This window comes from Nocardia sp. 2TAF39, from assembly GCF_052114905.1.
GTDB lineage: Bacteria > Actinomycetota > Actinomycetes > Mycobacteriales > Mycobacteriaceae > Nocardia.
This window is the reverse complement of record NZ_JBFRFQ010000012.1, coordinates 18066-42553: the sequence shown is the minus strand read 5'-3', so window position 1 is coordinate 42553 and position 24488 is coordinate 18066. Positions and strand designations below refer to the sequence as shown.

The following is a 24488-nucleotide window of genomic DNA, read 5'->3' as shown; positions in this document are numbered from 1 at the left end:
CACCCTACGCACCGCGTCCGACAGTGTTCGATTGGCAGCGCCGAAGGCGCGGCCAAAAGATTCAGTGTCCGGCTTCGGCCGGGCCGGACTTGTCGGACTCGTGCCGCTCGGTGTCTGTGCCTGCGTCGACCGGGATCTGCACCTGGACGGTGCCGTTCTGCTTGAAGTTGAACGAGACGTTGTAGGTCAGGCCAGGGGTGATGTCCTTGGTCAGTCCGGTGATCTCGATCAGGATCGGGTTCGCCGCGGGGTCGTCGGCCGCCGGCTGGGAGCCGTGGTCGTCGTGTTCGCTTTGCTTGGGGGCGGCGACCACGGTCTGCTGCGGGGCGAGTTCGACGGCGGACTTGCCTGCGGCCGGGGTGATCTTCACGGTGCCGAGGTCGGTGGTGATGCTGGTCAGCTGGTCCGAGACGGATTCGCCGTTGTTGACGATGGACAGGGCGATGGCTGCCTTGCCGCCCTTGGCGTTGGTGTACCCGCCGCCCTCGGTGGGGTACACGATGTGCACGTTCCGCAGTGCGATGCGGCCGACGTCCGCGTGGTTGCCGTTCACTGCGGCAACCTGGCTTGCGGTCTGCGCAATCTGACCCGCGCCGCAGCCGGACAGCGCGATCGCCGCTCCAGCGGCGAGTACGGCAACCGTCACCATGCGACGTCGCGCCCCCCTCGGGGCGGTCACAGCGTTCAGGGCAGTCACGGGTTGTCCCTCCATGTCGACCGGGCTCGGCTCCGCAGGGAGCGTAGTAACTAGGGAGCGTAGTAGTTCCCTTACCGACCCGGGCGTGGGGGCTGTGCTAACTTGCCCCCGGCCGCCGCGCGAACCCTCCGGAATGCCGGGCTCGTGGCCTCGCGAACGGTGTGCTCGTTCCGACACCCCCGCGCCGGGTAACAGTTCGGTCGAGCTTCGAAGATTGCGGAGAAAGTGCCATGTCGCCGCAGGGGCCGAGAGGGCGATCAAACCAGGAGATAACTCGTTCTGGCGCAACGTAATGCACACCGTCCAGCTTCTGTCAAGCCGAGCGGTTGCTTCGTTGTGGCCCCTGACCTGCACAGTTGATCGCGCCGTTATCGAGTCGCATGTTAAACTGTGAACATCGAAAGGGGCACGGGACACATGATTTTTAAGGTCGGAGACACCGTCGTTTACCCCCACCACGGAGCGGCGCTGATCGAAGCAATCGAGACTCGCACCATCAAGGGTGAGCAAAAAGAGTATCTGGTCCTGAAGGTCGCCCAGGGCGATCTCACTGTTCGGGTTCCCGCTGAGAACGCCGAATATGTCGGCGTTCGCGACGTCGTGGGCCAAGAGGGTCTCGATCGGGTCTTCCAGGTGCTGCGGGCGCCACATACGGAGGAGCCGACCAACTGGTCTCGCCGCTACAAGGCCAACCTGGAGAAGCTCGCCTCCGGCGATGTGAACAAGGTGGCCGAAGTCGTCCGCGATCTGTGGCGCCGGGAGCAGGACCGCGGTCTGTCCGCAGGCGAGAAGCGCATGCTCGCCAAGGCTCGTCAGATCCTCGTCGGTGAGCTCGCGCTGGCCGAGGGCACCGACGACGGTAAGGCCGAGACGCTGCTCGACGAGGTTCTTGCAGCGGCTTCCTGACCGTGAACACACCTGACAACGGTGTCCGTCCCAGCGGCGGGCCCGTCGTTGCTTTGGTGCCTGCCGCCGGTCGTGGCGTGCGTCTGGGTGAATCCACACCCAAGGCGTTCGTCACGGTCGGCGGCACACCTATGGTCCGGCTCGCTGTGGAAGGCCTGATCGCCTCCGGCGCGGTCGACCGGATCGTCGTGATGGTTTCTACCGAACTCGTCGACAGCGCCGTTGCCCTGCTGCCGCCCTCGGATTCGGTACGCGTGGTCGTCGGCGGTCCCGAACGCATCGACTCGGTGCGGGCGGGCATCGCCGCCGCGCCCGACGCCGCCTTTTTCCTCGTCCACGACGCCGCCCGGGCCCTCACCCCACCCGCGCTGATCGCCAGGGTGGCGGCGGAGCTGCGTGCCGGCCATCGGGCGGTGGTTCCCGGACTCCCGGTCGCCGACACCATCAAGTCCGTCGACGCGGCGGGCGCGGTGACCGGCACTCCGGACCGCGCGCAGCTGCGCGCCATCCAGACGCCGCAGGGTTTCGCCGCCGATCTGCTGCGCTCCGCGTACGCGACGGAGGGCATTCCGGCCACCGATGACGCGGGGCTGGTCGAAAAGCTCGGCATCCAGGTCCGCACGATCCCCGGCGACCCGCTGGCATTCAAGATCACCACTCCGCTCGACCTTCTGCTCGCCAATGCGGCGCTGGACGGCGCGAGTATCGGCCGGGCGGTGGCGCCATGAGCGAGCATGCGAGCGAATCATCGACGCAGCGCGCCATGCGCACGGTGGCGCCGAGCGCCAGCGAGGTGGCGCTGTGAGTATGCGCGTCGGCATCGGTAGCGATGTCCATCCCATCGAGTCCGGTCGCCCCTGCTGGATGGCGGGTCTGCTGTTCGACAGTGACGACGGCTGCGCGGGCCATTCCGATGGCGACGTCGCGGCGCACGCGCTCTGCGACGCCTTGCTGTCCGCGGCAGGTCTCGGTGACGTCGGTGCGGTGTTCGGCGTCGGTCGCCCGGAATGGGATGGTGTCACCGGCGCGGCCATGCTGAAGGAAGTGCGCAGGCTACTCGGCGAAGCGGGCTTCGAGGTCGTCAACGCGGCGGTCCAGGTGATCGGCAATCGGCCCAAGATCGGGCCGCGTCGAGCCGAGGCCCAGCAGGTGCTCGGTGAGCTCCTCGGCGCACCGGTTTCGGTGTCCGGCACCACCACCGACGGGCTCGGGCTGACCGGCCGCGGCGAGGGCGTCGCCGCGGTGGCGACTGCCCTGCTGCAAGCCTGTCGTTGATCCTGCTCCCGCGGACCGGAGCCGGTCCGTGAACGCCCCTATATACCAGCTAGGATCGACTGCCGTGACTCTGCGCCTCTTTGACACCGACACGCGGACCATGCGCGATTTCGCGCCCTTGGTCCCCGGCTGTGCTTCGGTGTACCTCTGTGGCGCCACCGTGCAGGGTGAGCCGCACATCGGCCATATGCGCAGCGGAGTCGCGTTCGACGTGCTGCGGCGCTGGCTGCTCGCGCACGACTACGACGTCCGGTTCATTCGCAACGTCACCGATATCGAGGACAAGATCCTCACCAAGGCCGCCGAGGCCGGCAGGCCGTGGTGGGAGTGGGCCGCCACGCACGAGCGCGCCTTCGACCGTGCCTACGAACTGCTCGGCGTGCTGCCGCCGTCCGCGGAACCCCGCGCCACCGGCCACATCACCCAGATGATCGACATGATGCAGCGGCTGATCGACCGCGGCCACGCCTACGCTTCGTCGGGCAACGTCTACTTCGACGTGGTCAGCTACCCGGACTATGGACAGCTGTCCGGCCACAAGCTCGACGATGTGCACCAGGGCGAGAGCGCGGGTGCGGGCAAGCGCGACCCGCGCGACTTCACGCTGTGGAAGGCCGCCAAGCCGGGCGAGCCGACGTGGCCGTCGCCCTGGGGACCCGGTCGTCCCGGCTGGCATCTGGAGTGCTCGGCGATGGCCGGTTTCTATCTCGGCTCCGAGTTCGATATCCATTGCGGCGGCATGGATCTTGTGTTCCCGCACCACGAGAACGAGATCGCCCAGTCGAGGGCGGCGGGCGATGGCTTCGCCAGGTACTGGCTGCACAACGGCTGGGTGACCATGGGCGGGGAGAAGATGGCCAAGTCGCTGGGCAACGTGCTCTCGGTGCCGAACATGCTCAAAGAGGTTCGTGCCGTGGAACTTCGGTTCTACCTGGGTAGCGCGCATTACCGCTCGATGTTGGAGTACTCGGACAAGGCGCTGCACGATGCCGCGCAGTCCTATCAGCGCATCGAGGCCTTCGTGAACCGTGTCGTGGATCGGGCGGGCGAGATCCCGGTGGGCAAGTGGACCGACGCGTTCGCCGCCGCCATCGATGACGATCTCGCGGTGCCGAAAGCGCTCGCCGAGATCCACCGCGTGGTGCACGAGGGCAACAAGGCGCTCGAGGTGGACGCGATCGACTCGGCTCGCGATCTGGCGAGCCAGGTGCGTGCCATGCTCGGCATCCTCGGCGTTGACCCGCTCGACCCGCACTGGTACATCCCGAGCGACTCCTCGGCCGCGCTCGGCGCTTTGGACGTGCTGGTGCGCGCGGAACTGGATCGTCGCCAGCGCGCGCGGGCCGAGAAGGACTGGGCGAGCGCCGATGCCGCCCGTGATCGCCTGCAGGTCGCGGGCATCGAGGTCACCGACACCGCCAACGGCCCCGAATGGGCGCTCGGCACACCGCAATCCGGAAAGGCCAACTGATGGCAGGCAATTCGCAGCGCCGAGGTGCGGTTCGCAAGGGCGGGACCAAGAAGGGCGCCGTGGTCGGCTCCGGCGGCAAGCGCAGACGGGGGCTGGAGGGTCGTGGCGCGACTCCGCCCGCCGAGAAGCGCACCAAACATCCGGCCGCCAAGCGCGCGACCGCCAAGGCCAAGACCACGCAGGGCCGTGCGGCCACGCGTGGCGGTACCACGTCCCGTCCCGCGGGTCGCAAGAACGACGACGGCCCGGAGTTGGTGCTCGGGCGTAACCCGGTGGTCGAGTGCTTGCGCGCCGGCGTGCCCGCGACCGCTCTGTATGTCGCGGTCGGCACCGAGAACGACGACCGGCTGACCGAGAGTGTGCGACTCGCCGCCGACAAAGGCATCTCCATCCTGGAGGTTCCGCGCACCGACTTGGATCGGTTGAGCGCCAACGGAATGCACCAAGGCGTCGCGCTGCAGGTGCCGCCGTACCGCTACGCCCATCCGGACGACCTGCTCGCCAAGGTCCGGGATTCGGGCGGACCGGCGCTGCTCGTCGCGCTGGACAACATTACCGATCCGCGCAACCTCGGCGCCGTGATCCGTTCGGTGGCGGCTTTCGGCGGCCAGGGTGTGCTCATCCCGCAGCGCCGCAGTGCGAGTGTCACCGCGGTTGCCTGGCGTACCAGCGCCGGCGCCGCGGCACGGCTTCCGGTCGCCCGCGCGACGAATCTGACCCGCACGCTGAAGGATTGGGCAGAAAAGGGGATCCAGGTCGTCGGCTTGGACGCGGGCGGCGACACGACGCTGGATGAGTTCGACGGCCGCGAGCCCACCGTCGTCGTGGTCGGTTCGGAGGGCAAGGGCCTGTCCCGCCTGGTCCGGGAGACCTGCGACGCGGTCATCGGGATCCCGATGGCCGGCCCGGTGGAATCGCTGAACGCCTCGGTCGCGGCGGGCGTAGTGCTCTCCGAAATCGCCCGCCAGCGCCGAATTTGATCCCGGGTGGTGTCTGCCTCTGGTCCGCACCAAACCGCTGGTGTGGGCATGAACCCGAATAGCGGATCGCAACAATAGATTTCGCAAGAACATGGGTAACTCGCCGGGTACGCCCAAGACTCGAGTGGCACCAAACGCAGGACCTGAACGTAAATCTCGTGCCACCTGACTTGTACGGCCTAGAGATCCGGAGTGGCGGTACAGCATCAAACGCAGGACCTGAACGCAAATCCCATACCACCCAACTCGTACGGCCTAAAGACCCGGAGAGGCGGGCGAGCGCAGTAGAATTCGGCTGGTGGTGATACCGAACCAGCCCATCGGGCAGTCGATCGAACATCCGAATGCGACGGCGGTGTTGTTCCTCGGCGCGGCAAGTGTCCTGTGCTGCGGTGTGCTGGGACCGGTGGCGTGGGCGCTGGGCAAGCGGGCGCTCGATCAGATCGAGGAGTCCGGCGGCGCGTATGGTGGCCGCGCCCAGGTGCTGGTCGGCTATATCCTCGGCATCATCGGCACCGTCTTGATGATCATCTTCGCTGTGCTGTTCCTGCTGATCCTGATCGGCGGCAACGCTTAGTCCAAACTGGGCCGTTCCTGTTCGCCCTCGACCTCCCATGCAGGCCACTCAGAGCTGACGCTGCCGGTCCAATTGGGCTGTCTGCGATCCCTGAACGCCGCCATGGCCTCGCCGCCGTCGATGCTCTTGGTGACGTGCTGGTTGAGGTCGTGTTCCAGGTGGCCGACCATGGTGGAGCTCATCCCGATCCCCTCCCACAGCAGCCGCTTGGACAGCGCCACCGGTAACGGCGCCGAACCGTTCGCGATGTCGTGCGCGACGGCAAGCGCCGTCGCGAGCACCTCGCCCGCGGGCAGGCAACTGTTGGCCAGGCCCATCGCCTTCGCCTCGTCGCCGTCGAAGGTGCGGCCGGTCAGCATGATGTCGGCCGCGTTGGCGATGCCGACCAGGCGGGGCAGCGTCCAGTGCGCGTAACCGTCGGCCACGACGCCGCGACGGACCTGATTCAGCCCATACACCGCGTCCTGCGCCATGTACCGCAGGTCGCATTGCAGGGCGATGGCAAGCCCGACGCCGACCGCATGCCCGTTCACCGCCGCGATCACCGGTTTGCGCACCCGCCACGGCGGCGGGTCCAGGGTCGCGCTGACCTCCCCGACCCGGTTGGACAGGTCGGCGCCGGCGCAGAACGCGGGCGGTGTGCCGGTGATGATCACGGCACGAATGGCGTCTTCGACATCACAGCGCTGCAGCGCGGCACTCAGTTCGGCGGCCATCGTCGGGGTGAAGGCATTCTGCTGAGCGGGCCGGTTGAGCGTGAGCACGGCGATGCCCGCGGAGACATCGACATGCAGTTCCGAACTCATGCCACAGCATGTTAGCCGACCGGCGCCACCCTGACCTCGGGCCGAAAGACCTCTGCTACCCGCGCAGGACCTTGCGTCCGATGGCGTACTTGTGCACCTCGGTGGGCCCGTCGTAGAGCCGGAACGCGCGCATGTCCCGGAAGATCATCTCGACCACCGTCTCGTCGCTGATGCCGATGCCGCCGAGCACCTGTACGCACCGGTCGGCGACCTTGAACAGTTCCTCGGAGACGAACGCTTTGGCGATCGAGCTCTCGTGCCGCGCCTTCGCGCCGTTGTCCATCAGCCAGCATGCGTGCCAGGTGGTGAGCCTGCACTGGTGCAGCGCGATCTCGTTGTCGGCCAGCATGAACGACACGCCCTCGTGCTCGCCGATCGGCTTGCCGAACGCGGTGCGGGTGCGCGCATGCTCGACCGCGATGCTCTGCGCCCGCTCGGCCGCGCCGAGCCAGCGCATGCAATGGGTCAGCCGAGCTGGGGCGAGCCGCAGCTGGGCGTAGCGCAGCGCCTGGCCGGCCTCGCCCAGCAGTGCCTCCTTGGGTAGGACGAGGTTCTCGAAGCGGACCACCCCGTGCCCGGCGACGTAGTTTCGGTCCATCGTGTTCATCGTGCGTTCGATGACGATGCCCTGCCTGATCCGGCGTTCCCGGCCCCCTTCGTGGTTACGCGAGCTACCGCCTCCGGGCCCGTCGCTCTCGCCGGTCTGGTCGCCGTCCGTGAGAAACAAGGTGGGGCCCTCGGGTAGGTGCGGGTTGGCCGCGAGCCGGGCCATGATGATCCAGGTCTTCGCGCCGTTCGCGCCGGTGATCAGCCACTTGCGGCCGTTGATGGTGAAGTTCGCGCCGTCGAAGGTCGCCTCGGTGGCCAGCTGGGCGGGGTCGGAGCCCGCGCCGTCCGGCTCGGTCATGGCGAAAACCGAGCGCTGGTGTCCGCCGACCACCGGGACCAGATAACGCTGCACCTGGTCCGGGTCGGCGACCTTGGACAGCAGGAACATGTTGCCCTCGTCGGGCGCCGCGCAGTTCATCGCGATCGGGCCGAGCGTGGACCAGCCCGCCGCCTCGTAGATCACCGCCTGCTCGACGTGGGTCAGTCCGCGTCCGCCGAGCGACTGGGGCGCCTGCACGGTGAGCAGCTGCGCGGCGCGGGCGAGTTCGACCAGTTCCTGCCGCAGCTCGTCGGTCGGGCCGTGTGCTGTCAGGCGTGGGTCCCGCTCGTACGGAACGATCTCGTCGATGACGAACTGGCGGACTCGGTCGCGTTCGGCGGCGAGTTCGGCGGGAATCGCGAAATCGATCATCGTTGGTCACCATTCGTTCGGGGGCGCGATGGGTCGAGCATACGAAACCGATCCGAAAAGACTGATGGCGGCTGCCATCGGCAAGCTTCTTGCGCATGGAGTGCGGCTGAGCTGCGCCGATCTCGCTGACGTCCGGTACCAGCGCCGTGTCAGCGCGCCTGGGCATCGTTGCGGTCATCGAGAACCAGGGCGCACAGCCCCGCACCGAACGAGGAGAATCTCAATGACCGTCGCCGCTGTCGCCCAGCTGTTGATCGCGCTCGCCTTCGTCAGCATCCCTGTGGTGCGGCACCGCTATGGAGCGGCCGCCAAAGCCGCCGCCGAGGCGGAGCTGGTCGGTCAGGGTGTGCGTCCGACCATCCTCGAGGAGAACAAGATGCGTTTCGACGCGGGGGGCCACGAAACCGCCGTGCCCCTGATCATGACCGTCGTCGCTGCGCTCGAGCTGTCCGGCAATTACTCGGGCACGGTGCTGGCCTGGGTCTTCCAGCCGTTGGTCTTCTTGGGAAACGCCGTCATCCTGTACACCAACCGCACCGCGGCCAAGGGCGTACAGGCCGCTTTCGGGCGCAAGGGCGATCCGATGTTGGCGAAGATCGACGTGCGTGCGCTGCTCGCCGCGGCCGAGGGCGCGTTCCCCCGCTGGGTGATGCCGTACCTGCAGAACGTCCGGCACGCGGTGGTGTTCGGCGGTTCGATCCTGGTGTTCATCGCCTTGCTCGCGAGCTGATCCTGATCGTCCGCGATCTACCAGAATATCGCTGCGCAACAACTGATTTCGCGACAACATCGGTAACTCACCGGGTACGCCCAAGGCTCGGGTGAGACCGAACGCAGGACCCGAACGGAAATCTCGCGCCACCTGACTCGTACGGTCTGAAGTCCCGGGGTGGCGGCGCAGCACCGAACGCAGGACCTGAACGCAAACCCCGTGTCACCCCAACTCGTACGGCCTAAAGAGCCGGAGCGGCGGGCGAGCCAACCTGGCGGCGTCGGGTGCCGACCACCCGGCAGCAGAGGTAGATCAGGAACGAGATCGTGGTGACGAACGTCGAGACCGGAACACCTGGGGCGAGCGACAGCAGAATGCCGCCGACGGCGGCGATCTCGGCGAACACCACCGCGAGTACGGTTGCCCGGATCGGATTCGCGGTGAGCTGCGCCGCGGCGGCGGCCGGTGTGATCAGCAGTGCGAGCACGAGCAGCGCCCCGACGATCTGCACCCCGAAGGCCGCTGTGATGCCGAGCAGTACGGCGAACACGATGGACAGCGCCCGCACCGGAACCCCGCGCGCCACCGCCACCTCCGGATCGGAGCTGGCGAACAGCAGCGGACGGTAGACGAACGCGAGCACCGCGAGCACGCCCACGGTGCAGGTGGCGAGCAGGCCGAGGCCGTTGTTGCCGACGCTGACCACCTGCCCGGTCAGCAGCGAGAACTTCGACCCCGCGCGGTCGGGACCGAGCCAGAGGAACAGCACCGAGAGCCCGAGCCCGAACGAGAGCACCACCGCTATCACCGAATCGCGTTCCCGCGCACGAGTTCCCAGCAGACCGAAGAGCACGGCCGCGACCACCGAGCCCATGATGGCGCCGAGGCCGACTCCGATTCCGGCCAGCAGCGCGGCGGCCGCGCCGGTCAGCGACAGCTCGCTGGTGCCGTGCACGGCGAATGACATCTGCCTGCTGATGATCAGCGGGCCGATCACGCCGGACAACAGCCCGAGCAGCGCCGCTGCCAGTACCGCCTGCTGCACGAAGTCGTAGGAGAGCAGGTTCGCGGTGGTGGCGAGGTCGAACATCTTCGTAACGACGCCGGAGAGCTTGTCGGTCACGAGCGCACTTCCCTCGGATCCTGATGGGCGGCCGACAGGGTCGCGCCGTTGCCGTCGGCGTGAATGTGGCTGTCGTCGTCCGCGTGACCGTGGTCGTGGCTGTCGGCGTCACCGCGACCGTCGCCGTCGGTGCGGCCGTGGCAGTCTAGGTCGGAGTGGCTGTGGTTGTGGCCGTCGGTGTGGCCGTTGCCGTCGAGGTGACGGTGGCTGTGGTTGTCGCTGTCTCCGTCGCGGGGGTCGAGGGTCGCCAGGCCTCCCGCGTCCCCGGCAGAAACGTGCGCCGCCGCGTCGGCGGATGGCAGCGCGACGTCCTGAGCGGAAACGCCGGGCGCGAATCCGTCACCCGCCGCGCCATGGCAGTGCCCGCCCGCCGCGCCGAGGGCATCCATCGTATCGCCGGTCCCGACGACCACCAGTCGCCCACGCACGCGCAGCACATCCACCTGGGTCCGATACAGCTCCGAGAGCACCTCCGAGGTCATCACCTCGTCCGGCGTCCCGATCCGGAACTTTCCGTCGACCAGGTACAGCACCCGATCCACCAACGGCAGAATCGGATTGATCTCGTGTGTCACGAAAAGCACTGCGGTGTTGTGGGTGCGCCGCCGCCGATCGATCAACTCCGCGACCAGCCGCTGATTGGCCAGGTCCAGGCTCAGCAGTGGCTCGTCGCACAGCAGCACCTTCGGATCGCCGACCAGCGCCTGCGCCACTCGCAGCCGCTGTTGTTCACCACCGGACATGGATTCCAATGGCGCGTAGGCGAACCGCTCCGCTCCGACGTCGGCGATGGCCGCCGCCACCTTGCGTTTACGTTCGACGCGGGAGCGCAGCCCCAGCCCCCAGCGATGCCCGTCGACGCCGAGCCCGACCAGGTCGACGCCGCGCAACTGCACGCCGGCATCGATCGTCTTCTGTTGCGGCACATAGCCGATGTCCGGATTGCCCTTCCGGGTGGGTGCGCCCGCGATCCGCGCCGTTCCTGCGCTGAGGCCGAGCTGGCCGAGCAGCACCTTCAACAGTGAAGTCTTGCCCGACCCGTTCGGCCCGAGGACGGCGACGAATTCGCCTGCGGCGACCGTGAGATCCAGTTCCTGCCAGAGCGTGCGGTCACCGAACGACAATCGGGCGGCTTCCAGCCGGACGGCGGCCGAACCACTTGCGAGGCGCGGTGGCCGCCGTTCCATCCCAGTGTGCTCGGTCAGCGCCGCTCCCTTGCTCATCTGGTCAGTCCAGCGCGGCAGCGAGTGCCTGCGCGTTCTTGGTCTGCCACTGAATGTAATCCATGCCGTCGGGCAGGGTTTCGGTTATTTCGACTACGGCGATGCCCGCGCTCTGCGCGCTGGCCCGCAGGTCCTTGGTGATCTTGTCCTGGGTCTGCACGTTGTAGACCAGCGCGCGCACCCGTTTGCCGGCGAGCAGGTCCTGGGTTGTCGCGACGGCCGCGGGCGCCGGGTCGGTCTCCTGCTCGATGGCCTCTTGGAACTCGTGCGGGGTCAGATCCTCGGCCGCGGCGGCGACCAACAGGTAGTGCGCGAGCGGTTCGGTCTGCAGCACTGGTGTTTTCGGGTGTTCGGCGGCGAGCTTGCCGGTGATCGCGGTGATCGCGCCGAGTCGGTTCTCGAACGCGGCCGCACGCTCGGTGTAGGCCGCGGCCTTGTCCGGGTTCAGCTCGCCGAGCTGGGCGGCGATCCGGTCGGCGACCACGCCGACGGTGCGTACGTCGTACCAGACGTGCTCGTTCTCGTCGCTCTTGTCGACCCGGGACTCGAACGCGTCGACAGTGCGCTTGTTCCGGCCCGCCACCGCCTTCTCAGCGAACTCGTCGTAACCGCCACCGTTGTAGACGACCAAGTCGGCGTCGCTGAGTTCGGCCGACTCCACGGCAGAGGTCTCGTGCGAGTGTGGGTCGGCGTTCGGATCGGTGATCAGGGACCGGACTGTGGCGTCGGAGCCCGCGATGGCGGCGGCGATATCGCCCCAGACGTCGGTGGAGGCGACTACGGTCGGCCGGTCCGAGTCCTTCGAGCTGCCGCAGGCGGTAAGCGTCAGCGCGGCGGCAACCCCCACGGCGATGCCTGCATGTTTCAGGGGGAATCGAGTTCTCACGCGGGGTACTCCTGGCAGTGCTCTAGATCATAATGGAAATCGTTCCCGTTTAACTCTAGCAGTAGCCGTCAACGGGAACGATGCGACGCCGATCTGAAGTTCGAACGCGAAGGGCCCGCGAACGATTCCTCGTTCGCGGGCCCCGAGTGGTTTCGCGTCACTAGGCCATGGCTTTGGCTTCGGCCGGCTGTCCGAGCAGTTGCGCGCAACGCAGCAGGCCGAGGTGGCTATAGGCCTGCGGGTGGTTGCCGAGCGACCGTTCGGCAACCGGGTCGTACTCCTCGCTGAGCAGTCCGGTCGGGCCCGCGACATCGACCAGCTGGGCGAACAGCGCCTCGGCGTCCGAGCGCTTCCCGATCAGCAGGTATGCCTCGACCAGCCAGGCCGCGCACAGGTGGAAGCCACCTTCGCCGCCGGGCAGACCGTCGTCGTGGTGGTACCGGTACACGGTCGAGCCGCTGCGCAGCTCGGCCTCGGTCGCCACGACGGTCGCCGCGAAGCGCGGATCGGACGGATCGATCAGGCCGCTCAATCCGATGTGCAGGGTCGCCGCGTCCAGGTCGGTGCCGTCGTAGGCCGCCGTGTAGGACTGCACGTCCTCGTTCCAGCCCTTGGCCTTCACCTCGTCGGCGATGGTGTCGCGCAGCGTCGTCCAGGCCGGATCGACCTGGCGATCGAACTTCCGGGCCAGGGTCAGTGCCCGGTCGACCGTCAGCCAGCCCATCACCTTCGAGTACACGTGGTGGCGCGGGTTGCCGCGGATCTCCCAGATGCCGTGGTCGGGTTCCTGCCAGCGGCGCTGCACCGCGTGCACCATGGCCTGCACGAGTTCCCAGTCGGCGTCCGGCAGCGCGTGCGCCGGATCGGTGATCCCCTTCAGCTCCCTGGCGTGCGCCAGGGTCGAGATGAGGTCGACGATCGGGCCGAAGACGTCCAGCTGCACCTGCATGTTCGCCGCGTTGCCGATGCGCACCGGCCGCGAGCCCGCATAGCCGGGCAGCTGGTCGATCGATGCCTCGGGCGGCAGCGTCTCGCCGTACAGCGTGTACAGCGGGTGCAGTCGCTCCGGGCCGGGCAGCGTCTCCAGCACGCGGTGCACCCAGCCGAGGAAGTCCTCGGCCTCGGTCAGCGAGCCGAGCGAAACCAGTGCCTGGGCGGTCAGCGACGCGTCGCGCAGCCAGCAGTAGCGGTAGTCCCAGTTGCGTACGCCGCCGATGTCCTCCGGCAGCGATGTGGTGGCGGCCGCGAGGATCGAACCGGACGGCACGTGCACCAGACCGCGCAGGGTCAGCGCGGAGCGCTTCATCAGATCGGGCTTCAGCGGCGGCAGCGTGAGTTGGGAGGCCCACTGTGCCCAGTAGTTCTCCGCCTGCCGCCGCCGCTCCGGCTCGCTGCTCATGGCCGGCGCGAAATCGACGGTGCCGCAGCGCAACTCGAGCACGACCGGGCCCCGAGACGGATCGACCACGGCCCGGGCGGACTCGTGTATCCCGTCGGAGACGATCTGCCACTGCACGCCGGGTGAGCGCAGCACGATCGGATCGTTGGTGCCGTGCACCCGCAGCCCGGTTTCCTGCGCCTCGAGGGTCACCGGCACCTGACCGAACTCCGGCCGCGGCGCGAACGTGACGACGGCCCTCGCGTCGCCGGTGATCACCCTGGTCAGGTCGGTGCGGGTCGCCGCGATGTCGTGCGGCAGGTAGTCGACCACTTGCAAGCTGGCCCACCGTGTTTCGACGGTCATCGTGCCGTCGACATAACGCTGCGAGAGCGGAAGTCCCGGCCGTTCCGGCTCGATGGTGAAATGACCGGCCTGCGGGCCGCCGAGTAGGTGCGCGAACACCGCGGCCGAATCCGGCTCCGGATGGCAGAACCAGGTAACCGTCGCGTCGGGGGTGAGCAGCGCGACCGAGCGTGGACTGGCCAGCATGGTCAGCCGTTCGATGCGCGGCGCGCTCGCGCCGGCCAGCCAGGTGCGCCGCTCCTCGAGCAGGAAGGCCAGCGCCCAGGACACGGCCTCGGTGTTGTCCACCCGGAACCTGGCCACGCTCTCGCCGTCGCCGACCTTGATGCCGACGTCGGGACCGGACAGCACCCGGAACGCCTTCTCGTCGGTGACGTCGTCACCGAAGAACACTGCTGCCGACGCGCCGGCCTGATGCCGGACGGTGTCCAGCGCGGTGCCCTTGTCCGTCTGCACCACGGCCAGTTCGATGACGGACTTGCCCTCGGTCACCTGCACGCCGATCCAGCACGCCGGGCCCTGCCGGACCTGTGACAGCGCGCGATGCCCGATCTCGGGGCTCGCATTGCGCACGTGCAAGGCGACGCTGGCCGGTTTTATCTCGACGGAGACGCCGGGGTTCTCCGTGGCGATCCGGCTCAGTGCCGTCTGCACCTCCTGGAGCAGGTGCTTGGCGTCGTTGTCGATCGCGTGCACGAAGCCCACGTCGAACTCCGAGCCGTGGCTACCGATCAACTGCACCTCGACCGGAAGGCGGGACAATGCCGCGAGATCTCGCAGTGCACGGCCGGAGATGACGGCAGCGGTGGTCCCGGTCAAGCCGGCGAGTGCTCTTAACGCGCTCACCGATTCCCGATGGGGAAAGGCTTTGGTCGGGTCGGACACGATGGGCGCGAGCGTCCCGTCGTAATCCGATGCGACCAGCAGCCGTGGCACGCGCGCGACCGTCGACAGTGCACGGCGAAATTCCAGTGGCAGATCCTGTGCGCTCACGCATCCAACCTAGTGATGGGAGGAGTTTTTTCATGGGGCGGCCAAAACAATACTGTGTTGAATTCGCCGCACAGAAGCGCGCTGGTACGCGTGCGCACGATAACGCTCGCACGGGCACCGAATCGGCAAGATCTGCCCAGTTGACGGCCTCGGGTCCGGAGCGGGTGAGTTGCGTCGCACACCGGGGCCGATCGCCTCGGCGCGGCGGAAAGGGCTCCGATTTGCCAGGAGGTCGCTGACGGTCGCAGGTCTACGTGTCCCGGTCCCCGAGCAGGAGATCCACCGTCAGCTCCAGCCGTTCGGTGACATCGGTGGCCGAGGCGCGCCGGGTCAGCCAAGCGACCAGGTTCGACAGCCAGACATCGCTGATCACCCGCGCGATGGCCAGCTGGCGCTCGCTGGGCTCGCCATCGTTCATGGCGCGTGCGAAAACGCGGTCCATCACCTTGCCGACGCGGTCCACCTCGGCAGCGGCCGACGCGTCGGCGAACATGAACGCGCGGGTCATGGCCTCGGTGAGCAGCGGGTCGCGCTGCATCATTCTGGTGATCTGAGTGAGCAGCAGGTGCATGCGCTCGCGCGGGGACTGTCCCGCGAGCGGCTTGCGCTTGCCCTCAATTTGCTCGAATTCGCGCGCCAGCGCGGAGACCAGCAAATGCACCTTCGACGGGAAATACCGGTAGAGCGTGCCGACCGCGACATCGGCGCGCTCGGCTACCGCGCGCATCTGGACCGCGTCGTATCCGCCTTTGGAGGCCAGCGCCAAGGTTGCGTCCAAAATCCGCTTGCGCCGCTCCCGCTGCGCCGCCGAGCTCAGGTCGTCCTCACTGAGGGTGGTGACGGTAGCGGTCGGCGCCGCCGAGCTCGGATCGGTCGGCTGCGATCGGGAGGGACTGGCCATTGATGAGAGTCCTTTCCGGAAACGTTGTTCATCGGCGTGGTCTGCCAGGGCGGTGATCGTGTCTTGACTTACGCCCAGCTAGGATATTAGAACATGTTCTAGGTGTGGGAGTCACGCCGGAAAGGCGGTATGGACTGTGACCATCGCCACCACTGACGAGCATAAAGCCGTTCAGGAGTCGATGCGCGGATGGGCGGCGTCGGTCCGTCCAATTGCAACAATGCGGGCCGACCCGGCGGACTTCTGGCGCGCCTACTGGCCGGCGCTGGCCGAGATCGGAATCTTCCGGGTCGCGGTGTCCGAGGATGCGGGCGGCGCGGGCGGTTCGGTCGCCGATCTCGCCGTCCTGATGGAGCAGGCGGCGCACGACCTGGTCGGTGGCCCTGTGCTCGCAACGGCTTTGGCCAATCTGATCACCGAGGGACGGCTCGACGAGGACCTCCCCTGCGGTGTCGCGCTCGACTTCGTTGTCGGTTCGGCGGTGAGCGTACCCGCCGCGAGCGGCGAGTTGATGCTTACAGGTATCTGGGATTCCGTCCTCGGTGCGGCGCCGGGAACCGCGGTGCTGCTACCGGTATCTCTTCCGCAGGGACAGCGCTGGTGCGTGGTTGCGCCGGATGCCGCCGGTCTGCGGGTCGAGCCGCTGCCGCCGCTGGACCTGAGCACGCCGCTGGCGCGGGTGCACTGCGCCGACGTGCGCGTGCCCGCCGAGCAGGTGTTCGCCGCGCCGTACGCGGCCGAGGACCTACTCGTCGCCCTCGCCGCCGCCGAGCTGGCCGGTCTCACGGGTTGGTGTCTGGAGACGGCGGTCGAATACGCCAAGGTTCGTGAGCAATTCGGACGCAAGATCGGATCCTTCCAAGCGGTCAAACACATCTGTGCCTGGATGCTGTGCCGGACCGAGCTCATCCGCGCCGTCGCGGCCGACACCGCGGCCGCCGTAGACGAAGGCGGCGCCGAACTGCCGATCGCCGCCGCGATCGCCGCCGCGATCGCCCTGGACGCTGCGGTCGAGACCGCCAAGGATTGCATCCAGGTGCTCGGCGGCATCGGCTTCACCTGGGAGCACGACGCGCACCTGTACCTGCGCAGGGCGGTGGCGTTGCGCCAGCTGCTCGGCGGCTCGGCGCGCTGGCGGGCCAGGGTCACCGAGCTGACGCGCTCGGGGCAGCGGCGCACCACCGGCGTCGACCAAGTGTTCGCTGCCGATTCTGTTTCTCGTACGAGCGGAGCCCTCCGTGGTGACGCTTCGCTGCCGCCTCCCGGCCTGGCTGCTCATGCTGGGGGCGCGGCCGTCGTGGACGACGGCAACGCGCACGAGCTGGCCGCCGAGGTCGCGCGGATCGCGGCATTGCCCGCTGACGAGCAGCGTATCGCGCTGGTCGAGGCGGGACTGGTCATGCCGCACTGGCCACGTCCCTATGGCCGCGCCGCGGACCCGATGACCGGTCTGATGATCTCCGAGGAACTGCGCCGCGCGGGCCTTACCGCACCGGACCTGGCCATCGGCGGCTGGGCGGTCCCCACCCTGCTGCAACACGGAACACCGGAGCAGATCGACCGGTTCGCCTGGCCTACGCTGCGCGGCGAAGTGGTCTGGTGCCAGCTGTTCAGCGAACCCGAGGCGGGCTCGGACCTGGCGGCGCTGCGCACCACCGCGAAGAAGGTGGACGGCGGCTGGGTGCTGCGCGGCCAGAAGGTGTGGACCTCGCTCGGCGACAAGGCGAACTGGGCGATCTGCCTGGCCCGCACCGACCCGGACACGCCCAAGCACCGCGGCATTTCCTACTTCCTTGTCGACATGCACAGCGCGGGTCTAGAGGTCCGGCCGCTGGTGCAGATCACCGGCGAGGCACGCTTCAGCGAAGTGTTCCTCGACGATGTGTTCGTGCCCGATGACTGTCTGGTCGGCGCACTGAACAACGGATGGAAGATCGCCCGCTCGACCCTGTCGACAGAGCGCGTCGCAATGGGTGGCAACGGCATCGGGCCCGTGCTCGAGGAGCTGATCGCGAAATCGCCCGCCACGGGTCCCGGTGCGGAACTGCTGAACGACCGGCTCGGCGGGTTCGTCGCCGAGGCGATCGCCGGAATTTTGCTAGAGCAGCGCGCCGCGGTCCGAATGTTGGCGGGCGGTGACCCCGGCGCGCAGGGTAGCGTACGCAAGTTGCTCGGGGTACGCCACCGCCAGGCGGTCGCGGAATTCGCTGTCGAGACGGCAGGGCCCATCGGTGCGCAGGATGCCGAAGTGGCGAAGGAGTTCCTGCTCACGCGCTGTTTATCGATCGCTGGTGGAACCGAGCAGATTCTGCTCACCGTGGCCGGTGAGCGGATTCTGGGGCTGCCTCGTGACGCTGACAGCTAGTCGCCGAGACAACTGGGAGAAAAGCGTGGACTTCACCAGGGAAGAGGGCCAAGATGCCGTGGCCGAAGTCGTCGTGAGCTTGATGGAGCGCGAGCCGGCCCGCGATATGGAACTATGGCCGAGACTGGTCGACTCCGGACTTCTTTCGATCGCGCTGCCGGAGCGGCACGGCGGCGATGGTATGGGCCTACTCGAAGTATCGGTGCTGCTCACCGAGCTGGCTACGGACGCGGTCGCGGTGCCGGCCCTGCCGACGCTTGGCTTCGGCGTGCTGCCGCTGTTGGCCTCTGCGCCGGAGAGCATCGGGGAGCAGGTGCTGCCCGAGGTCGCCAAGGGCACGGTGCTCACCGCCGCGCTGAGCGAACCGGCGGCGCCGTTCACGGTGAAGCCGGAGACCACCGCGGTTATCAGCGGTAACACGGTGCGCATCACCGGGCACAAGGTTGCCGTGCCCTACGCCGAGCAGGCGCGCTGGTTGCTCGTACCGACCAATTCCGGTATCGCCCTTGTTGATTCGGAAGCCGAGGGACTCACCACGACACCGACTCCGGTCTCCGGCGGCATCCCGGAATGCAGCGTGCGGCTCGACCAGGTGAAGATACCTGCCGACCAGCTGTGGCCGACCGGTCTCGCCGACCTGCACCGGCTGGCGCTTGCCTCGATCGGATCGGTCGCCGACGGTTTGCTAAAGGGTGCGCTCATCCTGACCGCCGAGCATCTGCGGACCCGTCGCCAATTCGGTAGGCCGCTGGCGGAGTTCCAGGCGGTGGCCCAGCAGATCGCCGATCTGTACGTCGTCTCGCGCACCCTGCACGTGGCCGCGTTGTCGGCGACCTGGGCGCTGGCGCAGGATGGTCCGAGCCAGGAGCATCGCAGCCGAACCGACGACGATCTGGATATCCTCGCCTACTCCGTCGCCGCGGAATTACCACAGGCCATGCAGAAGTGCCATCACCTGCACGGCGGCCTCGGGGTGGACGTGACCCACCCGATGCATCGCTATTACTCACAAGCCAAGGACATCGCTCGCTGGCTCGGCGGGCCGTCGTTCCGACTTGATCGATTGGGGGCCAGATGTTCATCGACCTGACTACCGAGCAGCGCCGATTACGTGACGAACTGCGCCTGTACTTCGCCGATCTCGTGACTCCTGAGGAGGAGGCCGAGATGGCGGTGAACCGCCATGGCGACGCCTACCGTGCGGTGGTGCGCAGGATGGGACGCGACGGCTGGCTCGGCGTCGGCTGGCCGAAGGAGTACGGCGGCCAGGGCTTCGGGCCGGTCGAGCAGCAGATCTTCTTCAACGAGGCCGTCCGTGCCGATGTCCCGCTTCCGCTGGTGACCCTGCTGACGGTCGGACCGACATTGCAGCAGTTCGGTACCGAAGAACAGAAGAAGCAGTTCCTGCCCGGAATCCTCGCAGGCGACATTCACTTCGCGATCGGCTACTCCGAGCCCGAGGCGGGGACCGATCTTGCGTCGCTGCGAACGTCCGCGGTGCGCGACGACGCCGGGGACTGGATCGTCAACGGGCAGAAGATCTTCACCACGGGTGCGCACGAGGCAGACTATGTCTGGCTGGCCTGCCGCACCGGGTCGGTCGAGTCGCGTCACCGCGGCATCACCATCCTGATCGTGGACACCACCGATCCCGGCTACTCGTGGACGCCGATCATCACCTGCGACGGCGCCCACCACACCAACGCGACCTACTTCGACAATGTGCGTGTTCCGGCGAACATGCTGGTCGGCGAGGAGAACCGAGGCTGGAAGCTGATTACGACGCAGCTCAACCACGAGCGGGTGAGCCTCGGACCCTCCGGCAAGATCGAGCAACTCTACGACCGGGTGCGCGACTGGGCGCAGCCCCGCGGCGTGCTCGGCGAGAGCGATGTGCGTCGATCGCTCGGCCGCATCCACGCCATGGCCCGACTCAACGAGCTGCTGAACTGGCAGGTCGCCGCTGAATCCGACGGGCGGCGCTCGCGGGGCCCCGGGTGGTCACGCTCAACTACCGCCTCCGGACCCGTCGCGCGCGCCGCTGCGTCTGATAGTCGGCGTTCGCGGGGCCCTGCGTGGTCACGCTCCGCTACCGCCTCCGGGCCCGTCGCGCCCGCCGCCGATGTCGACGGTGACCAGTCCCAGGTGATCGCCGATGCGTCGGCCACCAAGGTCTACTCCACCGAATCGCTCCAGGAGGCGGGCAGGCTCGCCGAGGAGATCATCGGCCGCTACGGCGACCCAGCCGAACCCGACACCGCTGAGCTACTCACCTGGCTCGACCGCAGGACCAAACAGAACCTCGTGGTGACCTTCGGCGGCGGCGTCAACGAGGTGATGCGCGAGCTGGTCGCCTCGTCGGGACTGCGCTTGCCGCGAGTACCCCGATAACGAGTTAAGGAGCCGCGCGTGCCGGAAACCACCACTCCGGAAGCCATCATCGCCGCAGCCGAGACAATCAAGGCCGCGGGCGAGTGCGCGCCCCGTTTCGGGCGCGATCCGGTGAACCAGCCGATGATCAACAACTGGGTGGAGGCGCTGGGCGACACCAACCCCATCTACGTCGACGAGGAGGCCGCCCGCGCTTCCGGGCACCCCGGCGTCGTCGCGCCGCCCGCCATGGCACAGGTGTGGACCATGTTCGGGCTCAACGGTTCTCGGCCCGCCGACGACCCGATGGGTGCCGCCACCGAACTGCTCGACGCGGCGGGCTACACCTCCGTGGTCGCCACCGACTGCCAGCAGACCTATTACCGGTATCTCAATGTCGGGGAAGAGCTTTCGGTCACCAGCAGGTTGTCGGACATCCGCGGTCCCAAGCGAACGGCGCTCGGGGATGGTTGGTTCGTCACCTTCCTGACCAGCTGGCACGTGGGCGACGAGGTCGTCGCCGAGATGCTGTTCCGTCTGCTGAAGTTCGCGCCGGGCACCGGCGCGGCAGCGCAGCCCGACGCCGGTGCCCGGGTCAAGCCGTTGGTCTCGTGGGACACCGAATTCTTCTGGGAGGGAACCAAGGTCGGCGAGCTGCGCATCCAGCGGCTGCCGGACGGATCGCTGCGGCACCCGCCTATTCCGGCCATCTGGCAGGACAAGTCGAAGCCGACCGACTACGTCGTCGCCTCCGGGCGCGGCACCGTGTTCAGTTACGTCGTGCACCACGCGCCGAAAGTGCCGGGACGGCAGCTGCCGTTCGTGGTCGCGCTGGTCGAATTGGAGGAAGGTGTGCGCATGCTCGGTGAACTGCGCGGCATCGACCCAGCCGAGGTGCGGGTCGGCCTGCCGGTCCAGGCGGGCTTCGAGAAACTCGATGACGACGTGATCCTGCCGATCTGGCAGGTGATCCCATGACCGCCCCCGTGGAACCGGATGCCGTGCGGGTCGGCACCGTGTTGCCCGAGCTCGTGATCACCGCCGATCCGACCTTTGTGATCAGTACGGCATTGGCCACCAGGGATTTCCAGGACGTACACCACGACAGGGACAAGGCTGTCGCGCGCGGCTCCAAGGACATCTTCGTCAACATCCTCACCGACACCGGGCTGGTGCAGCGTTTCGTCACCGACTGGGCAGGGCCGCGCGCGATCGTGAAGTCGATCGCGCTGCGCCTCGGCGTTCCGTTGTACGCGGGGGACACGTTGACGCTCACCGGCACGGTGACCGCGCTGGAGGGCGACGACATCCATATCGACGTGGTCGGCACGGACAGTCTCGGCGATCACATCACGGCTACAGTCGTCATCGCGTTGCGGAGGGCCAATGACTGAGCAGACCATTTCGGGTCACGCGGCCGTCGTCGGCATCGGCGCCACCGATTTCTCCAAGGACTCCGGCCGCAGCGAGCTGCGGTTGGCCGCGGAAGCGGTCACGGCGGCGCTGGCGGACTCGGGACTTACGGCGGCCGATGTCGACGGCCTGACCACGTTCACCATGGACACCAACACCCAGGCCGCGGTGGCAAGGGCGGTCGGCATCCCGCAGCTGAAGTTCTTCAGCCACATCGGGTACGGCGGCGGCGCGGCCTGCGCCACCGTCCAGCAGGCCGCCATGGCGGTGGCCACCGGGATCGCCGACGTGGTCGTCGCCTATCGCGCGTTCAACGAGCGTTCGGTATCGCGGTTCGGGCAGTTCTCCACGTCGCTGGCGGCGGCGCCGACGTCGTCGGGCATCGACGCGGGCTGGTCCTATCCCCAGGGCCTCGGCACACCTGCCGCGCAGGTGGCGATGGTGGCCTGCCGCTACATGCACGTCTACGGCGCCACCAGCGCGGACTTCGGCGCAGTGGCCGTCGCCGACCGCAAGCACGCCGCGGTGAACCCGGCCGCCTTCTTCTACGGCAAGCCGATCACGCTGGAGGATCACCAGAATTCGCGCTGGATCGCCGAGCCGCTACATCTGCTGGACTGCTGCCAGGAGTCCGACGGCGGCGTTGCGATCGTGGTGACCAGCGTCGAGCGCGCACGCGATCTGCCACAGCGGCCGGCCGTAATCGCCGCGGCCGCCCAGGGTTCCGGCGCCGACCAGTACGTGATGACCAGCTACTACCGCGACGCTATGACCGGACTTCCGGAGATGGGCTTGGTCGGCGACCAGCTGTGGGCGCAGAGCGGACTTGGCCCCGGCGACATGCAGGCTGCCATCCTCTACGACCACTTCACCCCCTTTGTCCTCATGCAGTTGGAGGAACTCGGCTTCTGCGCGCGCGGCGAGGCGAAGGACTTCATCGCCGACGGAGCTATCGAACTCGGCGGCCGTCTGCCACTGAACACCCATGGCGGCCAACTCGGCGAGGCCTACATCCACGGCATGAACGGCATCGCCGAGGCGGTCAGGCAGATCCGCGGCACCTCGGTCAACCCCGTGGAGAATCTGGAGAACATTCTGGTCACCGCAGGCACTGGCGTTCCGACCTCCGGGCTGGTGCTCAGTGCTCACTGAAATCCTCATCCCCGTGCCGCGCCGAGTGCGTAGCGGGTCAGGGGTTCCGGCCCCAGAGCGCTGGTCGTCACATGAGCACATAGAGTGAGAGCGCAATGACGGTGCTGCTGAGGACTCCGCTGACGACTTCCACGACGAGGTAGCGGTTGGAATATGTACCCTGCATCCACAGAGCCCACACCGGGGCGCAGGTCCGCAATGCCGCGAATAACACGGCCAGTGCAATCGCTCCGGCCAGTCCGTTCGACGGCAGCAGCGGATGCAACCAGACGTATCCGATTGTCACGACGTACACCTCGAGTTGGGTGCCCAGAAAATGAGCGATGAAATTACGCGGACCGGATCGACTGCTCTGCGTTGCAACACTCGTCCTTTTGTGGTCGGTATGGATCCGCGCTACCAACGGATTTCCGTACAGGGCTGCCATTGCGGCCGAGTGGACGAGCCCCGCAACCAAGCCCCACACAAGTATTCTTACGACAACCATTTCCTCGCTCCGATGGTTCACCACGCGGCCGAGCCAACTTGTAGCCGCACTACATCGTCACCGCAGCCAGGCTATTTGTCCTTCTGTGCCACAGAAACCGATCACATGGGTGCGGTCTCCGCGCCCGGGTAACAGTACATCGGCAGATCGCCGAACTGTTCTCAGAATCGGCGGTCGCCTACCTTGCAAACGAGGCGACCGTTCGGTTTCAGCGGTTCAGCGGAGCCGTTCGCGAGCCACGCAACCCCGCGCGGCGTGCTTTTTCGTCGTGGGACCGTCATGGTCGGCCGCATCGCCACCCAGAGCCGAAAACCCGGGCACGACCCGCCTGATGGCATTGCCAGCAGGAGGGACAGCCTCGAGCCGCCACTGGCTTTACAGTAGGTACTCACGAGGCAGTGCTGCCGGGGTATTCAACGAAGTGGAATCCAGCATGAATGAAGGACCTCAAAACTGGCTGTACACGCCGAGAGTGTCTGGCGATCCCCAGGTCACCGCCCTGGGGAAGACTCCTGTCGTTGCCTACCCATTCGGGCGATCAGCGGAGCCGGAATCGTCATCCAGCGACAATATTACGGATGTACCGAACGCCCGCAGTCGTGTCTCGGTGGAAGATCCGAGAATTATTCACGGCCGAATCGCGGCGTCCGCAGAGGTGGATACCGCCGGAAATGGTGAACAGAACGAGCTCGACGCAGCCTCCCAGGCAGACGTGGATTCCGTGCTCGACTCGCCGTTGTCGCTTCTCGGACACGATCGCGTCGAGGGGGCGAACCCCATGGAAGCTCCAACTGCCAGGGGCGATAATACCGCCGAAGATTCCGTTGAACCCATGCCGGAGGCGCAGGCAGTTGCGAAGGTGCGCAAGCATATACTCGGCTCCGATTCCGGCAAGGATAGAGGCTCGTCGGGAAGACTGGTGGCCGAGCGATTCAGTGTGGGCTGGATTGTGTACACACCCGCGGTCGGGCGTCAGCGCAACAATGAGATCTACTACGTCGCGGACGACGGAGAGCTCGAAGAAACGTCATCCGCCGCCGAACCATCCGAGTACATCAAATCCGTCGAACAGCGGTTCTGGCAACGCCGGGCCTTGTTTGGATAGGC

Annotated in this window: 22 protein-coding genes and 2 pseudogenes; 15 read left to right on the top strand and 9 right to left on the bottom strand. The window is 67.3% G+C overall.

The annotated features are described in order from the left end of the window. Positions 1-61 precede the first annotated feature (61 nt). Positions 62-697, bottom strand: coding sequence for a hypothetical protein (locus tag AB4Z47_RS09700; protein ID WP_441949648.1), 636 nt, complete (start codon positions 695-697; stop codon positions 62-64). Positions 698-1114: 417 nt separating this feature from the next. Here AB4Z47_RS09700 and carD point away from each other — a divergent pair, with 417 nt between their 5' ends. The 6 genes from carD to AB4Z47_RS09670 all read left to right on the top strand — a co-directional run bounded on the left by carD (position 1115) and on the right by AB4Z47_RS09670 (position 5906). After that, a complete protein-coding gene (gene carD / locus AB4Z47_RS09695) occupies positions 1115-1603 on the top strand; it encodes an RNA polymerase-binding transcription factor CarD (protein ID WP_011206964.1) in 489 nt (162 codons plus the stop codon). Positions 1604-1605: 2 nt separating this feature from the next. Next, complete coding sequence (ispD, locus tag AB4Z47_RS09690) at positions 1606-2331, top strand: 2-C-methyl-D-erythritol 4-phosphate cytidylyltransferase (RefSeq protein ID WP_441949646.1); 726 nt, start codon at positions 1606-1608, stop codon at positions 2329-2331. Between the two features lie 79 nt (positions 2332-2410). Beyond that, a complete protein-coding gene (gene ispF, locus AB4Z47_RS09685) occupies positions 2411-2878 on the top strand; it encodes a 2-C-methyl-D-erythritol 2,4-cyclodiphosphate synthase (RefSeq protein ID WP_441949762.1) in 468 nt (155 codons plus the stop codon). A 64-nt stretch (positions 2879-2942) separates the two neighbouring features. After that, positions 2943-4349 (top strand): cysteine--tRNA ligase, encoded by a 1407-nt coding sequence (gene cysS, locus AB4Z47_RS09680; protein WP_441949645.1) that lies wholly within the window; start codon positions 2943-2945, stop codon positions 4347-4349. Further along, positions 4349-5329, top strand: coding sequence for a 23S rRNA (guanosine(2251)-2'-O)-methyltransferase RlmB (gene rlmB / locus AB4Z47_RS09675; protein ID WP_441949643.1), 981 nt, complete (start codon positions 4349-4351; stop codon positions 5327-5329). The genes cysS and rlmB overlap by 1 nt, the downstream gene beginning before the upstream one ends. Positions 5330-5627: 298 nt before the next feature. Beyond that, positions 5628-5906: a DUF4190 domain-containing protein gene (locus AB4Z47_RS09670; protein ID WP_441949642.1), complete on the top strand. Its 279-nt coding sequence runs from the start codon at positions 5628-5630 to the stop codon at positions 5904-5906. Here the strand turns inward: AB4Z47_RS09670 and AB4Z47_RS09665 are convergent. Both AB4Z47_RS09665 and AB4Z47_RS09660 read right to left on the bottom strand, forming a co-directional pair. After that, positions 5903-6712 carry an enoyl-CoA hydratase/isomerase family protein gene (locus AB4Z47_RS09665; RefSeq protein ID WP_441949640.1) on the bottom strand — a complete coding sequence of 270 codons (810 nt, stop codon included), beginning with the start codon at positions 6710-6712 and terminating at the stop codon, positions 5903-5905. The genes AB4Z47_RS09670 and AB4Z47_RS09665 overlap by 4 nt on opposite strands. 55 nt (positions 6713-6767) lie before the next feature. Next, positions 6768-8012 carry an acyl-CoA dehydrogenase family protein gene (locus AB4Z47_RS09660; RefSeq protein WP_441949638.1) on the bottom strand — a complete coding sequence of 415 codons (1245 nt, stop codon included), beginning with the start codon at positions 8010-8012 and terminating at the stop codon, positions 6768-6770. Positions 8013-8235: 223 nt separating this feature from the next. On the opposite strand from AB4Z47_RS09660, the gene AB4Z47_RS09655 reads away from it, so the two are divergent. Continuing rightward, positions 8236-8742 carry a hypothetical protein gene (locus AB4Z47_RS09655; RefSeq protein WP_441949637.1) on the top strand — a complete coding sequence of 169 codons (507 nt, stop codon included), beginning with the start codon at positions 8236-8238 and terminating at the stop codon, positions 8740-8742. Positions 8743-8965: 223 nt separating this feature from the next. On the opposite strand, the gene AB4Z47_RS09650 is transcribed toward AB4Z47_RS09655, so the two are convergent. The 5 genes and pseudogenes from AB4Z47_RS09650 to kstR all read right to left on the bottom strand — a co-directional run bounded on the left by AB4Z47_RS09650 (position 8966) and on the right by kstR (position 15594). Beyond that, a complete protein-coding gene (locus AB4Z47_RS09650; protein ID WP_441949760.1) occupies positions 8966-9814 on the bottom strand; it encodes a metal ABC transporter permease in 849 nt (282 codons plus the stop codon). Positions 9815-10209: 395 nt separating this feature from the next. Continuing rightward, positions 10210-11034: pseudogene (locus tag AB4Z47_RS09645) on the bottom strand (metal ABC transporter ATP-binding protein); the annotation flags it as partial. Positions 11035-11074: 40 nt separating this feature from the next. Continuing rightward, a complete protein-coding gene (locus tag AB4Z47_RS09640; protein WP_441949636.1) occupies positions 11075-11956 on the bottom strand; it encodes a metal ABC transporter solute-binding protein, Zn/Mn family in 882 nt (293 codons plus the stop codon). A gap of 160 nt (positions 11957-12116) precedes the next feature. Then, positions 12117-14693: a trehalose-phosphatase gene (gene otsB, locus AB4Z47_RS09635; RefSeq protein WP_441949634.1), complete on the bottom strand. Its 2577-nt coding sequence runs from the start codon at positions 14691-14693 to the stop codon at positions 12117-12119. Positions 14694-14943: 250 nt separating this feature from the next. Next, positions 14944-15594 (bottom strand): cholesterol catabolism transcriptional regulator KstR, encoded by a 651-nt coding sequence (gene kstR / locus AB4Z47_RS09630; protein ID WP_441949633.1) that lies wholly within the window; start codon positions 15592-15594, stop codon positions 14944-14946. 181 nt (positions 15595-15775) lie between these two features. Between kstR and AB4Z47_RS09625 the strand changes: the two genes are divergently transcribed. The 7 genes and pseudogenes from AB4Z47_RS09625 (at position 15776) to AB4Z47_RS09595 (ending at position 22894) form a co-directional block, all read left to right on the top strand. After that, positions 15776-17959, top strand: coding sequence for an acyl-CoA dehydrogenase family protein (locus AB4Z47_RS09625; protein WP_441949758.1), 2184 nt, complete (start codon positions 15776-15778; stop codon positions 17957-17959). A gap of 25 nt (positions 17960-17984) precedes the next feature. Continuing rightward, positions 17985-19049 carry an acyl-CoA dehydrogenase family protein gene (locus AB4Z47_RS09620; protein WP_441949632.1) on the top strand — a complete coding sequence of 355 codons (1065 nt, stop codon included), beginning with the start codon at positions 17985-17987 and terminating at the stop codon, positions 19047-19049. Next, positions 19034-19930, top strand: a pseudogene (locus tag AB4Z47_RS09615) (acyl-CoA dehydrogenase family protein); the annotation flags it as partial. The gene AB4Z47_RS09620 and the pseudogene AB4Z47_RS09615, both read left to right, overlap by 16 nt. Positions 19931-20104: 174 nt before the next feature. After that, on the top strand, positions 20105-20350 hold the full coding sequence (locus AB4Z47_RS09610) for an acyl-CoA dehydrogenase family protein (protein ID WP_441949756.1): 246 nt from the start codon (positions 20105-20107) through the stop codon (positions 20348-20350). An 18-nt stretch (positions 20351-20368) separates the two neighbouring features. Then, a complete protein-coding gene (locus tag AB4Z47_RS09605) occupies positions 20369-21307 on the top strand; it encodes a bifunctional MaoC family dehydratase N-terminal/OB-fold nucleic acid binding domain-containing protein (protein ID WP_441949631.1) in 939 nt (312 codons plus the stop codon). After that, a complete protein-coding gene (locus tag AB4Z47_RS09600; protein WP_441949630.1) occupies positions 21304-21723 on the top strand; it encodes a MaoC family dehydratase in 420 nt (139 codons plus the stop codon). The genes AB4Z47_RS09605 and AB4Z47_RS09600 overlap by 4 nt, the downstream gene beginning before the upstream one ends. Next, positions 21716-22894, top strand: a complete 1179-nt coding sequence (locus AB4Z47_RS09595; protein WP_441949629.1) for a lipid-transfer protein — start codon at positions 21716-21718, stop codon at positions 22892-22894. Before AB4Z47_RS09600 ends, AB4Z47_RS09595 begins: the two co-directional genes overlap by 8 nt. Positions 22895-22961: 67 nt before the next feature. On the opposite strand, the gene AB4Z47_RS09590 is transcribed toward AB4Z47_RS09595, so the two are convergent. Beyond that, positions 22962-23180 (bottom strand): hypothetical protein, encoded by a 219-nt coding sequence (locus tag AB4Z47_RS09590; protein WP_441949628.1) that lies wholly within the window; start codon positions 23178-23180, stop codon positions 22962-22964. A gap of 634 nt (positions 23181-23814) precedes the next feature. Between AB4Z47_RS09590 and AB4Z47_RS09585 the strand changes: the two genes are divergently transcribed. Further along, complete coding sequence (locus AB4Z47_RS09585; protein WP_441949627.1) at positions 23815-24486, top strand: hypothetical protein; 672 nt, start codon at positions 23815-23817, stop codon at positions 24484-24486. The last annotated feature ends 2 nt before the right edge of the window (positions 24487-24488 follow it).

Excerpts from the sequence above, each read along its gene's own strand:
- AB4Z47_RS09650 (WP_441949760.1), bottom strand. The coding sequence starts at position 9,814 with ATGTTCGACCTCGCCACCACCGCGAACCTGCTCTCCTACGACTTCGTG.
- ispF (WP_441949762.1), top strand. The coding sequence starts at position 2,411 with ATGCGCGTCGGCATCGGTAGCGATGTCCATCCCATCGAGTCCGGTCGC.
- AB4Z47_RS09660 (WP_441949638.1), bottom strand. The coding sequence starts at position 8,012 with ATGATCGATTTCGCGATTCCCGCCGAACTCGCCGCCGAACGCGACCGA.
- AB4Z47_RS09600 (WP_441949630.1), top strand. The coding sequence starts at position 21,304 with ATGACCGCCCCCGTGGAACCGGATGCCGTGCGGGTCGGCACCGTGTTG.
- rlmB (WP_441949643.1), top strand. The coding sequence starts at position 4,349 with ATGGCAGGCAATTCGCAGCGCCGAGGTGCGGTTCGCAAGGGCGGGACC.
- AB4Z47_RS09625 (WP_441949758.1), top strand. The coding sequence starts at position 15,776 with ATGCGCGGATGGGCGGCGTCGGTCCGTCCAATTGCAACAATGCGGGCC.
- carD (WP_011206964.1), top strand. The coding sequence starts at position 1,115 with ATGATTTTTAAGGTCGGAGACACCGTCGTTTACCCCCACCACGGAGCG.
- AB4Z47_RS09665 (WP_441949640.1), bottom strand. The coding sequence starts at position 6,712 with ATGAGTTCGGAACTGCATGTCGATGTCTCCGCGGGCATCGCCGTGCTC.
- AB4Z47_RS09655 (WP_441949637.1), top strand. The coding sequence starts at position 8,236 with ATGACCGTCGCCGCTGTCGCCCAGCTGTTGATCGCGCTCGCCTTCGTC.
- AB4Z47_RS09585 (WP_441949627.1), top strand. The coding sequence starts at position 23,815 with ATGAATGAAGGACCTCAAAACTGGCTGTACACGCCGAGAGTGTCTGGC.
- kstR (WP_441949633.1), bottom strand. The coding sequence starts at position 15,594 with ATGGCCAGTCCCTCCCGATCGCAGCCGACCGATCCGAGCTCGGCGGCG.
- AB4Z47_RS09595 (WP_441949629.1), top strand. The coding sequence starts at position 21,716 with ATGACTGAGCAGACCATTTCGGGTCACGCGGCCGTCGTCGGCATCGGC.